Genomic DNA, 14,342 nt, shown 5'->3' with positions numbered 1-14,342 from the left:
CTGCATCGCGGGCACGCCTTGCTCCCACACAAGCTCACTCCCACAGGAGGGCGGCAGTCAATCGAGCAACGAAATCGCCGTCGGCGCGTCGTTGCCCACCAGCGCCAGGTCTTCGAATTCGTTGACGGCGTTGATCTCGGTGCCCATGGAAATGTTGGTCACCCGCTCCAGGATAATCTCGACGACCACCGGCACCTTGAACTCCTCGATCATCGCCTGGGCCTGGCGCAAAGCCGGCTGGATGCCGGACGGCTCGAACACCCGCAGCGCCTTGCAGCCCAGGCCTTCGGCCACGGCGATATGGTCCACGCCATAGCCGTTGAGTTCCGGCGCGTTGAGGTTGTCGAAAGACAGTTGCACACAATAGTCCATGTCGAACCCGCGCTGGGCCTGGCGGATCAGGCCCAGGTAGGAGTTGTTCACCACGACGTGGATGTATGGCAGCTTGAACTGTGCCCCCACCGCCAGCTCCTCGATCATGAACTGGAAGTCATAGTCACCCGACAACGCCACCACCTTGCGGTTCGGATCGGCCTTGACCACCCCCAATGCGGCCGGGATCGTCCAGCCCAATGGGCCGGCCTGGCCGCAGTTGATCCAATGACGTGGCTTGTACACATGGAGGAACTGCGCCCCGGCGATTTGCGACAGGCCGATGGTGCTGACGTAGCAGGTGTCCTTGCCGAACACCTGGTTCATCTCTTCGTACACGCGCTGTGGCTTGACCGGCACGTTGTCGAAGTGGGTCTTGCGTTGCAGGCTGGCCTTGCGCTGTTGGCAATCTTGCAACCAGGCGCCGCGGTTTTTCAGCTTGCCGGCGGCCTGCCATTCGCGGGCCACTTCGATGAAGGTCGTCAGGGCCGAGGCGGCGTCGGAAACGATGCCCAGGTCCGGCGTGAAGACGCGGCCGATCTGGGTCGGTTCGATGTCGACGTGAATGAACCGGCGCCCTTCGGTGTACACCTCCACCGAGCCGGTGTGACGGTTGGCCCAGCGGTTGCCGATGCCCAGCACCAGGTCCGACTTGAGCAGCGTCGCGTTGCCATAACGGTGGGACGTTTGCAGGCCGACCATGCCGACCATCAGCGGGTGGTCGTCAGGGAGGGTGCCCCAGCCCATCAGCGTGGGGATCACGGGGATACCGGTGAGCTCGGCAAACTCCACCAGCAGCTCGCTGGCGTCGGCGTTGATGATGCCGCCTCCGGCCACCAGCAAGGGCCGTTCGGATTCATTGAGCATCGCCAGCGCTTTTTCGATCTGCACCCGATTGGCTGCCGGTTTCGCCAGGGGCAGCGGTTGGTAGGCGTCGATGTCGAATTCGATCTCGGCCATCTGCACGTCGAACGGCAGGTCGATCAGCACCGGGCCCGGCCGGCCGGAACGCATCTCGTAGAACGCCTTCTGGAACGCATACGGCACCTGGCCTGGTTCCAGGACCGTGGTCGCCCACTTGGTCACCGGCTTGACGATGCTGGTGATGTCCACCGCCTGGAAATCTTCCTTGTGCAACCGGGCGCGGGGCGCTTGGCCGGTGATGCACAGAATCGGGATCGAATCCGCCGAGGCACTGTACAGGCCGGTGACCATGTCGGTACCGGCCGGGCCCGACGTACCGATGCACACACCGATATTGCCCGCCTGGGTGCGGGTGTAGCCCTCGGCCATGTGCGAGGCACCTTCTACATGGCGAGCGAGGACATGATCGATGCCGCCAACCTTTTGCAGGGCGCTGTAAAGCGGGTTGATCGCAGCCCCCGGGATGCCGAAGGCGGTGTCCACGCCTTCGCGGCGCATCACCAGGACGGCGGCTTCGATTGCTCTCATTTTGCTCATTGTTTTGTGCCTCTTACGTTTTGTAATTGTATACAAGTGGCTTTGCGCAGAGTGTATTCATGGCGAAAGACGCAGGTCAACCCATTTTCTCAAGCGCCTGTTTCATTCGTTGGAGTGCCATGAACGCTGCGTCGTTTCGTCGTGAATGGCAATTTAAGCAAATAATTGTATACAAAAAATTATTTCATTGTGTTCTATTTGTTGCGTTCGGTTTTGCTGAAAACGCAACCCATCAAGCTTTTTCATAACAAAAGAAGGACAGCACCCATGAGCGCTCTAACCTTGAAAATCGCCGTCGACCTGGCGGGGCAAGCTCTTGACGCCGGCCGTGAGATCAGCGCTGCACCGCTGACCGTCGCGGTCCTGGACAGCGGGGGACACCTGATCGCCTTACAGCGCGAAGACGGTGCCAGCCTGCTGCGTCCCCAGATCGCCATCGGCAAGGCCTGGGGCGCCATTGCCCTGGGCAAGGGCTCGCGCCTGCTCACCCAGGACGCCCAACAACGCCCGGCCTTTTTCGCTGCACTCAACGGCCTGGGGCAGGGCAACATCGTGCCCGCCCCGGGTGGGGTGTTGATCCGGGATCAGGAGGGGCGTGTGTTGGGCGCGATTGGCGTCAGTGGTGATGCTTCGGATGTGGATGAGCGGGTGGCGCTCACCGCGGTCGAGGGGGTGGGGTTGCGGGGGGATGCGGGGATTGCCGTTTGATTTTGCCGTGAATGGACTGGCGTATTCGCGAGCCCGCTCCCACAGGATCTGGTGATCGACACAAAATGTGTGAGCGTCGCAAATTCCTTGTGGGAGCGGGCTTGCTCGCGAATGGGCGTGATGCGGTGTTTCAGGCCACCTCACAGCCCTTCAAAACCAACCGAATAATCGTCTGCGCCGCCGCTTCATAGTCCGTTTCATCCAGCTTCGCCTTGCCGGTTACCGCCGTGATCTGCCAGTCGAAATCGGCATAGGTCTGGGTGGCGGCCCAGATGCTGAACATCAGGTGGTTGGGGTCGATGGGGGCGAGTTGGCCGCGGTCGATCCAGGTTTGGATGCAGGCGATGTTGTGCCGGGCCTGGGCGTTGAGTTGTTCCACCAGGTCGGGGCTCAGGTGGGGGGCGCCGTGCATGATTTCGCTGGCGAAGACTTTCGAGGCGAAGGGCAGGTCGCGGGAGATGCGGATCTTGGAGCGGATGTAATGGCTCAGCACCTCGCCGGGCACTCCGTCGGCGTTGAACGGTGTCGACGCCTGGATAATCGGCTCGATGATACTTTCCAGGACCTCGCGGTAGAGGTTTTCCTTGGATTTGAAGTAGTAATAGACGTTGGGTTTGGGCAGGCCGGCCTTGGCCGCGATGTCGCTGGTCTTGGTCGCGGCGAAGCCCTTGTCGGCAAATTCCTCGCTGGCGGCACGCAGGATCAATGCTTTGTTGCGCTCGCGGATAGTGCTCATAAACCCAGGGGTTCCTTGCCTGTTCTGGCGGTGGGGCATGGTAGCACCGGCTTCGCGCGAGGCTCAAGAATGCCCCTGATACCCCGGCTCGCGGTATGCTGCGCGGCATTATCATTCAAGGAGGCCCCCATGGCTGGAAGCAGTTTGCTGGTACTGATCGACGACATCGCCACCGTGCTCGACGACGTTGCATTGATGACCAAGATGGCCGCCAAGAAAACCGCCGGCGTGCTCGGCGATGACCTGGCGCTCAATGCCCAGCAAGTGTCAGGTGTGCGTGCCGAGCGGGAACTGCCGGTGGTGTGGGCGGTGGCCAAGGGCTCGTTCCTCAACAAGTTGATCCTGGTGCCGTCGGCGCTGGCCATCAGCGCCTTCGTGCCCTGGCTGGTGACGCCGCTGTTGATGGTGGGTGGCGCCTACCTGTGTTTCGAAGGGTTCGAGAAGCTCGCCCACAAGTTTCTCCACAGCCCGGCCGAAGACCAGGTCGAGCACGCGCAACTGGTGGAGGCGGTGGCCGATCCGGCGGTCGATCTGGTGGCCTTTGAAAAGGACAAGATCAAGGGCGCGGTGCGCACCGACTTCATCCTGTCGGCGGAAATCATCGCCATTACCCTTGGCACCGTTGCCGACGCGGCGCTGTCCCAGCAGGTGATCGTCCTGTCGGGCATCGCCATCGTCATGACGGCCGGCGTCTACGGCCTGGTGGCGGGGATCGTCAAGCTCGATGACCTGGGCTTGTGGCTCACGCAGAAACCAAGCCAGGCCGCCCAGTGCATCGGCGGCGCCATCCTGCGTGCAGCGCCCTACATGATGAAAGGCCTGTCGGTGATCGGTACTGCGGCCATGTTCCTGGTGGGCGGTGGCATCCTCACCCACGGCGTGCCGGCGGTGCATCATTGGATCGAAGGCGTGACGGCCAGCGCCGGCGGTGCCGGGTTCATCGTGCCGATGCTGCTCAATGCGGCGGCGGGGATCGTGGCAGGGGCGGCGGTGTTGGTCGGAGTGATGGCGGTTGGCAAGATCTGGAAAATGCTGAAAGGCTAAGCCTGACAACACCAACCCCTGTGGGAGCGAGCAAGCCCGCTCCTACAGGGGTTCTATGTGATCTATTCGGCAATCTGCAACTTGCGCGACTCGGTATACACGTACCGCACCTTCTCGTACTCGAACGGCGAGTTCAGTTGCCCGTAGCGGAAGCCGGTCTGGTAGCGCTTGTCGACGACGCGCAGGGCCAGCAGTTCCGGGTGGTTGGCGCTGACCTCAGACACGTTCAGGAAGTTGATCGCCGATTCGGCGGTGTAGTCCACCAGCAAGCCCGAGGTGTCGCGCAGGTTCGATGGGCCGAGGATCGGCAGCACGACGTACGCGCCGCCGGGCACGCCATAGAAGCCCAGGGTCTGGCCGAAGTCTTCGTTCTGGCGCGGCAGGCCCATGGCGGTGGCCGGGTCCCAGAGGCCGGCGATGCCGATGGTGGTGTTGAGCAGCAGGCGCGCCGTGGTTTCCATCGAGCGCTTGCCCTTGAACTGCAACAGGCTGTTCATCAGGTTCGGCACGTCGCCCAGATTGTTGAAGAAGTTGCTGACCCCGCTGCGCACGAAGCCCGGGGTGACGTAGCGATAGCCATCGACGACGGGCAGGAACACCCATTGGTCGAAGCGGTAGTTGAAGTGGTAGACGCGGCGGTTCCACGACTCCAGTGGGTCATAGACGTTCAGCGCGTTGAGGGTCGAGCGCTCGAATTCGCGTTGGTCCAGCCCCGGGTTGAACTTGAGCCGGCTGAGCGGTTCCTTGAAGCCGTCGGCGTCCACCACGGCGGGCGCCGGGGCCTTGCTGTCCTCGGCGTGGACCAGGCCCGCCCCCATCAACGCCGCGATAAGCAGGAGATATTTAGCCACGGAAGAACTCCAGCATGGCGTCGCTGTTGACGCGGTAATTAAGGTTGCCGCAGTGCCCGCCCAAGGGGTAGACCGTCAGGCGATCGCCAAAGGTCTTGCGCAGGAAACCCAGGTCACCCGGGCCGAGGATGACGTCGTCGGCGTTGTGCATGACGGCAATCTTCGGGCTGGCATGCAGGTAATCCTTCAGGGCGTAGAGGCTGACCTGGTCGACCAGTTGCAGCACGCTGCCGCCATCGGTACGCGCCCGCCACATCGGAATCACCTGCTCGGTGAGGTAGCAGTCGAAGTCGCATTGCAGGGCGCGCTTGAGGAAGGGCGTCAGGCTGGTGCCTTCGGAGATCGGGAACTTGGGCGGGATGATCAGGCCGCGTCGGTTGATCAGGTCCGAGGTGAACGCGATGTCGGCCGCCGAGAAACGGAACGAGGTGCCGATCAGCATGGCCATCTGCTCGTTGCTCAGATGCTGCTTGGACTGCTGGAAGTCATACAGCAGGGCGTCGTTGAGGTCGATGTAGCCTTTCTGCTGGAAGTAGCGGGTCAGCTTGTTCAACACCAGTTCATAGAATGTGGTGGTGCTGTTGATGCCCTTGACCTGGGTCTGGACGAGCCTGTCCAGGTTGGTGACCGAGGTGTAGAGGTTCACGGGCGGGTTGAGCAGCAACACTTTCTTGAAGTTGAAACTGCGCCGGGTTTCATCCAGGTGGGCGACGAAGGCGGCGTCCAGGGCGCCGAGGCTGTAGCCACTGAGGTAGTACTCGGTGATCGGCAGCTTCGGATGCTGCGCGCGCACGGCTTGCATCACCCGGTACATGTCTTCGGCGTCTTCCTTGCTGATCCCCGGCGTGGCGAAGCGCGAAGCGGCACTCATGAAGTCGAAGCTGGTGGGCGAGGACAGCTGCACCACGTGGTAGCCGGCCTTGTAGTAGAGGCGCTTGAGGTATTCGTTGAGGGTGCTGTCGTAGCGCGCGCCCGTGCCGGCGATCAGGAAGATCAGCGGTGCGGGTTTGTCCTGGGTGGCCATGCGGTAGGTGAGGCTTTTCACCGGCCAGAAGTTGTCCGGCAGGATGAACTGGCGTTCCGGGCGCAGGGTCAGGCTGTGGTCCGCCTGGTGGATGTCCTCGATGGGCGGCAGGTCCGGGCGCAAGTCCGGCGGGGTCGTGGCGATGGTCGCCTCGAACGGGTTAGTCAAGGGATAGCCATAGCTGGCGGCGTCGATATCCACCGCCAGCGCGGACGCACTCAGGAGAAGGCCGCCGAGCAGGGCAGCGAAGCGCAGGGAACGGGGCATTGACTGAAATCCCTAGAGAAAGGTACCGGAGGGTGTGCAGGCTATGACCACCGAAGCCGAGCCAAGTGCCACAACGAGCACGAAACAGCCTTGAACGGCGGGTAAATAGCCTCGGAACGATACACGTTGCGGCGGGTAATTGGATAGTTGCCTACACTTGTCGCGGATGGCGTTCTGATGTCGTTTCCCGTTGTTTCGATGTCGCTGCCAGATCAGGTCCCAGGCCGGCGCAGGTTGATGATCGTTGCATCAGTACTCCACTGATGTTCGAACCGGTTTGCAGGCGAGCGTGATGGGGGCGCTGAGCACCATAAAAATACGTTGACGTCGCTCGGCATCCGCCGGGCGCAGCACTTTCGGGGAAGTACACGATGAAGATGCGACGACTCATGGGCGCAGGTGCCGCACTGGTACTGGCGATCAGCTCCACACTGGCCAGCGCCGAAACCAAAACCCTGAGCATCGGCTACGTTGACGGCTGGTCCGACAGCGTCGCGACGACCCACGTGGCAGCCGAAGTCATCCAGCAGAAGCTCGGTTATGACGTGAAGCTGCAAGCGGTTGCGACCGGGATCATGTGGCAGGGCGTAGCCACCGGCAAGCTCGACGCGATGCTCTCGGCCTGGCTGCCAGTGACTCACGGCGACTACTGGGCCAAGAACAAGGACCAGGTGGTCGACTACGGCCCGAACTTCAAGGACGCCAAGATCGGCCTGATCGTGCCGGAGTACGTCAAGGCCAAGTCCCTTGAGGATCTGAAAACCGACGAGTCCTTCAAGAAACGTATTGTCGGCATCGACGCCGGTTCGGGCGTGATGCTCAAGACCGAGCAGGCAATCAAGGACTACGACCTGACCGGTTATCAACTCAAGGCCAGTTCCGGCGCCGGCATGATTGCCGAGCTGACCCGTGCCGAGAAGAAGAACGAATCCATTGCCGTGACCGGTTGGGTGCCGCACTGGATGTTCGCCAAGTGGAAACTGCGCTTCCTGGAAGACCCGAAAGGCGTCTATGGCGCGGCTGAAACCGTGAACAGCATCGGTAGCAAGGAGCTGGAAGGCAAGGCGCCGGAAGTGGCGGCCTTCCTGAAGAAATTCCAGTGGGCCTCGAAGGACGAAATCGGCGAAGTCATGCTGGCCATCCAAGAGGGTGCCAAGCCTGAAGCCGCTGCCAAGGACTGGGTCGCCAAGCACCCGGACCGCGTGAAGGAGTGGACCGGCAAATAATCGGCCGGGTTTAGCGCTCTCGAAAACCGCATGGCTTTAGGGTCATGCGGTTTTTTTTTCAATGTTCAGCATGTGCAAGCCCGCTCCCACAAAGAAGCAATGCAGCGGTTAAGGGCAAACTGGCAAAACCGTCATGTCGTTCTAATACTAAGGTCGTCTGGAACCTGGCCTTGGGCCGCATAGAGTAGAGTCGTTCCAACTTAAATCTGTGCTGCGAGGATAAAAACAATGAACGACAGCATTTACCTCTCGATTCAAAACAGCCCGCGCTTCAAGGAGCTGGTGAGAAAAAGGGAAAGGTTCGCCTGGGTTCTCTCGGCGATCATGCTTGGGCTGTATTCCGGCTTCATTCTTCTGATTGCCTACGGGCCACACATTCTCGGGGCCAAGATCTCGCCCGAGTCGACGATCACCTGGGGGATTCCCATCGGCGTCGGCCTGATCGTCTCGGCCTTCGTCCTGACCGCTATCTATGTACGGCGCGCCAACGGCGAGTTCGACGACCTGAACAATGCGATTCTCAAGGAGGCTCAGCAATGATCCGTCGTCTACTGGCTCTTTTGAGCATTGCCGTGTTTGCGCCGGGTGCCTGGGCGGCTGAAGCCCTCACCGGTGCCGTGCAGAAACAACCCCTGAACGTCTCCGCCATCGTCATGTTCGTGGTGTTCGTGGGGGCGACCCTGTGCATCACCTACTGGGCGTCCAAGCGCAACAAGTCGGCCGCTGACTACTATGCGGCGGGCGGTCGGATCACCGGTTTCCAGAACGGCCTGGCCATTGCCGGCGACTACATGTCGGCGGCGTCCTTCCTGGGGATCTCCGCGCTGGTGTTCGCCTCCGGCTACGATGGGCTGATCTACTCCATCGGCTTTTTGGTGGGCTGGCCGATCATCCTGTTCCTGATCGCCGAGCGCCTGCGTAACCTGGGTAAATACACATTTGCCGACGTGGCGTCCTATCGCCTGGGCCAAACCCAGATTCGCACCCTGTCTGCCAGCGGCTCGCTGGTGGTGGTGGCGTTCTACCTGATCGCGCAAATGGTCGGTGCCGGCAAGCTGATCCAGCTGCTGTTCGGCCTGGACTATCACGTTGCGGTGGTCCTGGTGGGTATCCTGATGTGCCTCTACGTGCTGTTCGGCGGCATGCTGGCCACCACCTGGGTGCAGATCATCAAGGCGGTGCTGCTGTTGTCGGGCGCTTCGTTCATGGCCCTGATGGTCATGAAACACGTCAACTTCGACTTCAACATGCTGTTTGCCGAAGCGGTCAAGGTTCACCCTAAAGGCGAGGCGATCATGAGCCCCGGCGGCCTGGTGAAAGATCCGGTCTCGGCGTTCTCCCTGGGTCTGGCGCTGATGTTCGGTACCGCTGGCCTGCCGCACATCCTGATGCGCTTCTTCACCGTGAGCGACGCCAAGGAAGCGCGCAAGAGCGTGCTGTATGCCACTGGCTTTATCGGTTACTTCTATATCCTGACCTTCATCATCGGCTTCGGCGCGATCCTGCTGGTCAGCACCAACCCGGCCTTCAAGGACGCGGCAGGTGCCTTGCTCGGCGGCAACAACATGGCGGCGGTGCACCTGGCCAACGCGGTGGGTGGCAGCGTCTTCCTGGGCTTCATCTCGGCCGTAGCCTTCGCCACCATCCTGGCGGTCGTTGCGGGCCTGACCCTGGCTGGTGCCTCGGCGGTGTCCCATGACCTGTACGCCAGCGTGATCAAGAAAGGCAAGGCCAACGAGAAGGACGAGATCCGCGTCTCGAAAATCACCACCATCGCCCTGGCGGTGCTGGCGATCGGCCTGGGCATCCTGTTCGAGAAGCAGAACATCGCGTTCATGGTGGGCCTGGCGTTCTCCATCGCGGCGAGCTGCAACTTCCCGGTGCTGTTGCTTTCGATGTACTGGAAGAAGCTGACCACCCGTGGCGCCATGATCGGCGGCTGGATGGGCCTGGTCAGTGCCGTTGGCTTGATGATCCTGGGCCCAACCATCTGGGTGCAGATCATGGGGCACGAGAAGCCGATCTACCCGTATGAATACCCGGCGCTGTTCTCGATGGCCATTGCCTTCGTCGGCATCTGGTTCTTCTCCATCACCGACAAGTCGACCGCGGCCGAGAACGAGCGGGCGCTGTTCTTCCCGCAGTTCGTGCGTTCGCAGACTGGCCTGGGGGCGAGTGGGGCGGTTAACCACTGATGCGGTAAGTTGCAGGTGTAGTGTTTGAAGAAATACCCCGGTCGAGAGGCTGGGGTATTTTTTTCTGTGCTGTCTGTGTTGTTTGTGAGTGCGCCATCGCGAGCAAGCTTTGCTCCCGCAGGAGGGTGAGCACAGAGTCAATGCCCATTATAGAACTCTGTGGGAGCAAAGCTTGCTCGCGATGGCGTCAGTGCAGGCAGTCCAGTCTGGAGGCATAAAAAAACGGCCCCTGCTCTTATATAAGAAGCAGGGGCCGTTTCGGTGTAGCGTCAGACCTTGTTACTTGCGGTCTTCCAGCTTGGTGATGTCACGCGACTCGTAGCCGGTGTACAGCTGGCGTGGACGGCCGATCTTGTACGGGCTGGAGAGCATTTCCTTCCAGTGGGAGATCCAGCCGACGGTCCGCGCCAGGGCGAAGATCACGGTGAACATGCTGGTTGGAATGCCGATCGCCTTGAGGATGATCCCCGAGTAGAAGTCGACGTTCGGGTACAGAGAGCGCTCGATGAAGTACGGGTCGGTCAGGGCGATCTCTTCCAGGCGCATGGCCAGTTCGAGTTGCGGATCGTTATTGATCCCCAGTTCCTTGAGCACTTCGTCGCAGGTCTGCTTCATGACGGTGGCGCGCGGGTCGCGGTTCTTGTAGACCCGGTGACCGAAGCCCATCAGCTTGAACGGATCGTTCTTGTCCTTGGCCTTGGCAATGAACTTGTCGATGTTCGAGACATCGCCAATTTCATCGAGCATGGTCAGTACCGCTTCGTTGGCACCGCCGTGGGCCGGGCCCCAGAGTGCGGCGATACCCGCGGCGATACAGGCGAACGGGTTCGCACCCGAAGAGCCGGCCAGGCGCACGGTGGATGTGGACGCGTTCTGCTCGTGGTCGGCATGGAGGATGAAGATCCGGTCCATGGCCTTGGCGAGCACCGGGCTGATCGGTTTGATCTCGCACGGGGTGTTGAACATCATATGCAGGAAGTTCTCTGCATAGTTCAGGTCGTTGCGTGGGTACATCATGGGCTGGCCCATGGAGTACTTGTAGACCATCGCTGCCAGGGTCGGCATCTTCGCCACCAGGCGGACCGCGGAAATCTCGCGATGCTGGGGGTTATTGATGTCCAGGGAGTCGTGGTAGAACGCCGAGAGAGCGCCGACGACACCGCACATGACGGCCATCGGGTGGGCGTCGCGACGGAAGCCGTTGAAGAAGCTCTTCAGTTGTTCGTGAACCATCGTGTGGTTCTTCACGGTGCTGACGAACTGGGCCTTTTGATCTGCGGTTGGCAGCTCGCCGTTGAGCAGCAGGTAGCAGGTTTCCAGGTAGTCCGATTTTTCAGCCAGTTGCTCGATCGGGTAGCCGCGGTGCAGCAGGATGCCGTTGTCGCCGTCGATGTAGGTGATTTTCGACTCGCACGAGGCGGTCGACATGAAACCTGGGTCAAAGGTGAAACGGCCCGTGGCCGTCAGGCCCCGTACGTCGATTACATCGGGACCAACGGTGCCGGTTAAAATGGGCAGCTCGACGGGGGCTGCGCCCTCGATGATCAACTGCGCTTTTTTGTCAGCCATGTGGCCTCCTATTAATGCTTGAAATCATCAGACAGACCCCCCACGCAGGGCCCGCACCACTATAGTGAGATAAATCCGAAAGTCAATTTGCCTAAAGTCTTGCTCCAGAAGGCTTTAACCTGACTTTTTCCTCGAAATTGCCTGCCATTTACGCCTTTTGTGCTGTATGTGCAATGCGCTATTAGGGGAAGGTGAACGCGTTGTCATTAGTAGCCTAACTGTCTATACTCGGCCACCGACCGCCAGGGGCTTTTGGGCCTGCTTTGCTGGGGGTCGTCACTCCCTGGGTGGTGAGTACCTGACCAGTGCGCGCCCCAACAACTTTGCCCTGATTGTTAGGGGCTCTTCAGTGTGAAAAAAAAGCCGTGAAAAGCCAACGACCTGTAAACCTAGACCTAAGGACCATCAAACTCCCAGTCACTGCTTACACGTCCATTCTTCACCGTATTTCCGGTGTCATCCTCTTCGTCAGCCTGGCCATCATGCTTTATGCATTGGACAAGTCGCTCGATTCGGAAGAAGGCTTCGGTCAGGTGAAAGCGTGTCTGACCAGTCCGCTAGCCAAGCTAGTGATTTGGGGCATCCTGTCCGCCTTGCTGTATCACTTGGTTGCCGGTGTGCGCCATTTGATCATGGACATGGGCATCGGTGAGACGCTGGAAGGCGGCAAGCTGGGCTCGAAAATCATTATCGCCGTCACCGCGGTGCTGATCGTTCTGGCAGGAGTCTGGATATGGTAACTAACGTCACGAACCTCTCGCGTTCGGGCCTCTATGACTGGATGGCGCAGCGTGTGTCTGCGGTCGTTCTCGCGGCTTATTTCATCTTCCTGATCGGATATGTCATAGCAAACCCTGGCCTTGGCTACGCCCAATGGCATGAGCTGTTTGCACACAACGGGATGCGTATCTTCAGTCTGCTGGCGCTTGTCGCACTGGGCGCTCACGCCTGGGTCGGCATGTGGACCATTGCCACCGACTACCTGACGCCAATGGCGTTCGGCAAATCGGCGACTGCCGTACGTTTCCTCTTCCAGGCAGTATGCGGCGTCGCGATGTTCGCCTACTTCGTCTGGGGTGTGCAGATTCTTTGGGGTATCTGATTCATGGCTAACATTCCTACGATTTCTTTCGACGCCATCATTGTTGGTGGTGGCGGTGCTGGCATGCGCGCAGCGCTGCAACTGGCACAAGGCGGTCACAAGACTGCGGTAATCACCAAGGTTTTCCCGACCCGTTCGCACACTGTTTCCGCCCAGGGCGGCATCACCTGCGCCATCGCTTCGGCCGACCCGAACGATGACTGGCGCTGGCACATGTACGATACCGTCAAGGGTTCCGACTACATCGGTGACCAGGACGCTATCGAATACATGTGTCAGGAAGGCCCGGCTGCGGTATTCGAGCTGGACCACATGGGCCTGCCGTTCTCGCGTACCGAAACCGGTCGTATCTACCAGCGTCCTTTCGGCGGCCAGTCCAAGGATTACGGTAAAGGCGGGCAGGCTGCCCGTACCTGCGCCGCATCCGACCGTACCGGTCACGCGCTGTTGCACACCCTTTATCAGGGCAACCTGAAAGCCGGTACCACGTTCCTGAACGAGTACTACGCTGTTGACCTGGTGAAAAACCAGGAGGGCGCGTTCGTCGGCGTGATCGCCATCTGCATCGAAACCGGCGAAACCACCTACATCCGTTCGAAAGCCACCGTGCTGGCAACCGGCGGTGCCGGTCGTATCTACGCCTCCACCACCAACGCCCTGATCAACACCGGTGACGGCGTCGGCATGGCTCTGCGTGCTGGCGTGCCGGTACAAGACATCGAAATGTGGCAGTTCCACCCAACCGGCATCGCCGGCGCCGGTGTACTGGTCACCGAAGGTTGCCGTGGTGAAGGCGGTTACCTGATCAACAAGCACGGCGAGCGTTTCATGGAGCGTTATGCTCCGAACGCCAAGGACCTTGCCGGTCGTGACGTGGTTGCCCGTTCGATGGTTAAAGAGATCATCGCCGGCAACGGTTGCGGTCCGAATGGCGACCACGTGATGCTCAAGCTCGACCACCTGGGCGAGGAAGTGCTGCACAGCCGCCTGCCAGGCATTTGCGAACTGTCCAAGACCTTCGCACACGTCGATCCAGTGGTTGCGCCGGTTCCAGTCGTTCCAACCTGCCACTACATGATGGGCGGCGTAGCCACCAACATTCATGGCCAGGCCATCACCCAGAACGCCGAAGGCGTGGACCAAATCATCCCTGGCCTGTTCGCAGTGGGTGAAGTGGCTTGCGTATCGGTTCACGGTGCCAACCGCCTGGGCGGCAACTCGCTGCTCGACCTGGTGGTATTCGGTCGCGCTGCCGGCCTGCACCTGGAAAAAGCCCTGAGCGATGGCATCGAGTACGACGACGCCACCGACGCCAACATCAATGCGGCCCTGGCTCGCCTGAACGCGCTGAACAGCCGTACCGATGGTGAAGACGTCGCCACCCTGCGTCGCGAGCTGCAAAGCTGCATGCAGAACTACTTCGGTGTATTCCGTACCGGCGAATACATGCAGAAGGGTATCGCCCAGTTGGCGCAATTGCGTGAACGAATCGCCAACGTGAAGATCAACGATAAATCGCAGGCGTTCAACACTGCGCGTATCGAAGCGCTGGAACTGCAAAACCTGCTGGAAGTGGCTGAAGCCACCGCGATCGCGGCCGAAGTGCGTAAAGAGTCCCGTGGCGCCCATGCCCGCGAAGACTTCGAAGACCGTGACGACGAAAACTGGCTGTGCCACACCCTGTACTTCCCGGGTGAGAAACGCGTTGCCAAGCGTGCCGTGAACTTCTCGCCGAAGACTGTTCCGACTTTCGAACCTAAAGTCCGGACTTATTAAGGGTGGCCACT

The 14,342-nt window shown here is 60.4% G+C and carries 13 protein-coding genes; 8 read left to right on the top strand and 5 right to left on the bottom strand.

The window, feature by feature from the left end:
- Window positions 1–57: 57 nt before the first annotated feature.
- Entirely contained in the window at window positions 58–1,833 is a 1,776-nt protein-coding gene (gcl, locus tag ACODSJ_RS16305; protein WP_489102701.1) for a glyoxylate carboligase, read from the bottom strand.
- A gap of 267 nt (window positions 1,834–2,100) precedes the next feature.
- Here gcl and ACODSJ_RS16300 point away from each other — a divergent pair, with 267 nt between their 5' ends.
- The gene (locus ACODSJ_RS16300; protein ID WP_489102700.1) at window positions 2,101–2,541 is read left to right on the top strand and encodes a GlcG/HbpS family heme-binding protein; all 441 of its coding nucleotides are present in this window, start codon (window positions 2,101–2,103) and stop codon (window positions 2,539–2,541) included.
- A gap of 130 nt (window positions 2,542–2,671) precedes the next feature.
- Here ACODSJ_RS16300 and ACODSJ_RS16295 read toward each other — a convergent pair whose 3' ends face one another.
- A complete protein-coding gene (locus ACODSJ_RS16295) occupies window positions 2,672–3,277 on the bottom strand; it encodes a TetR/AcrR family transcriptional regulator (protein WP_489102699.1) in 606 nt (201 codons plus the stop codon).
- Between the two features lie 129 nt (window positions 3,278–3,406).
- Here ACODSJ_RS16295 and ACODSJ_RS16290 point away from each other — a divergent pair, with 129 nt between their 5' ends.
- Entirely contained in the window at window positions 3,407–4,321 is a 915-nt protein-coding gene (locus ACODSJ_RS16290; RefSeq protein ID WP_489102698.1) for a DUF808 domain-containing protein, read from the top strand.
- Between the two features lie 62 nt (window positions 4,322–4,383).
- On the opposite strand, the gene ACODSJ_RS16285 is transcribed toward ACODSJ_RS16290, so the two are convergent.
- A complete protein-coding gene (locus ACODSJ_RS16285; protein WP_489102737.1) occupies window positions 4,384–5,139 on the bottom strand; it encodes an MlaA family lipoprotein in 756 nt (251 codons plus the stop codon).
- A 25-nt stretch (window positions 5,140–5,164) separates the two neighbouring features.
- Window positions 5,165–6,463, bottom strand: a complete 1,299-nt coding sequence (locus tag ACODSJ_RS16280; RefSeq protein WP_489102697.1) for an alpha/beta fold hydrolase — start codon at window positions 6,461–6,463, stop codon at window positions 5,165–5,167.
- Window positions 6,464–6,834: 371 nt separating this feature from the next.
- Here ACODSJ_RS16280 and ACODSJ_RS16275 point away from each other — a divergent pair, with 371 nt between their 5' ends.
- From ACODSJ_RS16275 to ACODSJ_RS16265, 3 genes are all read left to right on the top strand, one after another.
- Window positions 6,835–7,689, top strand: a complete 855-nt coding sequence (locus tag ACODSJ_RS16275; RefSeq protein ID WP_489102696.1) for a glycine betaine ABC transporter substrate-binding protein — start codon at window positions 6,835–6,837, stop codon at window positions 7,687–7,689.
- A gap of 228 nt (window positions 7,690–7,917) precedes the next feature.
- Window positions 7,918–8,229 (top strand): DUF485 domain-containing protein, encoded by a 312-nt coding sequence (locus ACODSJ_RS16270; RefSeq protein WP_489102695.1) that lies wholly within the window; start codon window positions 7,918–7,920, stop codon window positions 8,227–8,229.
- Entirely contained in the window at window positions 8,226–9,884 is a 1,659-nt protein-coding gene (locus tag ACODSJ_RS16265; RefSeq protein WP_489102694.1) for a cation acetate symporter, read from the top strand. Before ACODSJ_RS16270 ends, ACODSJ_RS16265 begins: the two co-directional genes overlap by 4 nt.
- A 279-nt stretch (window positions 9,885–10,163) precedes the next feature.
- On the opposite strand, the gene gltA is transcribed toward ACODSJ_RS16265, so the two are convergent.
- Complete coding sequence (gene gltA / locus ACODSJ_RS16260) at window positions 10,164–11,453, bottom strand: citrate synthase (protein ID WP_489102693.1); 1,290 nt, start codon at window positions 11,451–11,453, stop codon at window positions 10,164–10,166.
- A gap of 365 nt (window positions 11,454–11,818) precedes the next feature.
- Between gltA and sdhC the strand changes: the two genes are divergently transcribed.
- The 3 genes from sdhC to sdhA are packed head-to-tail and all read left to right on the top strand — an operon-like array spanning window position 11,819 to window position 14,331.
- Entirely contained in the window at window positions 11,819–12,193 is a 375-nt protein-coding gene (gene sdhC / locus ACODSJ_RS16255; protein WP_489102692.1) for a succinate dehydrogenase, cytochrome b556 subunit, read from the top strand.
- A complete protein-coding gene (sdhD, locus tag ACODSJ_RS16250; RefSeq protein ID WP_260962954.1) occupies window positions 12,187–12,555 on the top strand; it encodes a succinate dehydrogenase, hydrophobic membrane anchor protein in 369 nt (122 codons plus the stop codon). The genes sdhC and sdhD overlap by 7 nt, the downstream gene beginning before the upstream one ends.
- Before the next feature lie 3 nt (window positions 12,556–12,558).
- The gene (sdhA, locus tag ACODSJ_RS16245) at window positions 12,559–14,331 is read left to right on the top strand and encodes a succinate dehydrogenase flavoprotein subunit (RefSeq protein ID WP_489102691.1); all 1,773 of its coding nucleotides are present in this window, start codon (window positions 12,559–12,561) and stop codon (window positions 14,329–14,331) included.
- Window positions 14,332–14,342 lie beyond the last annotated feature (11 nt).

The sequence above is a fragment of the Pseudomonas sp. FG6 genome (genome assembly GCF_057809015.1).
This window is presented reverse-complemented; position numbering and strand designations above follow the sequence as displayed.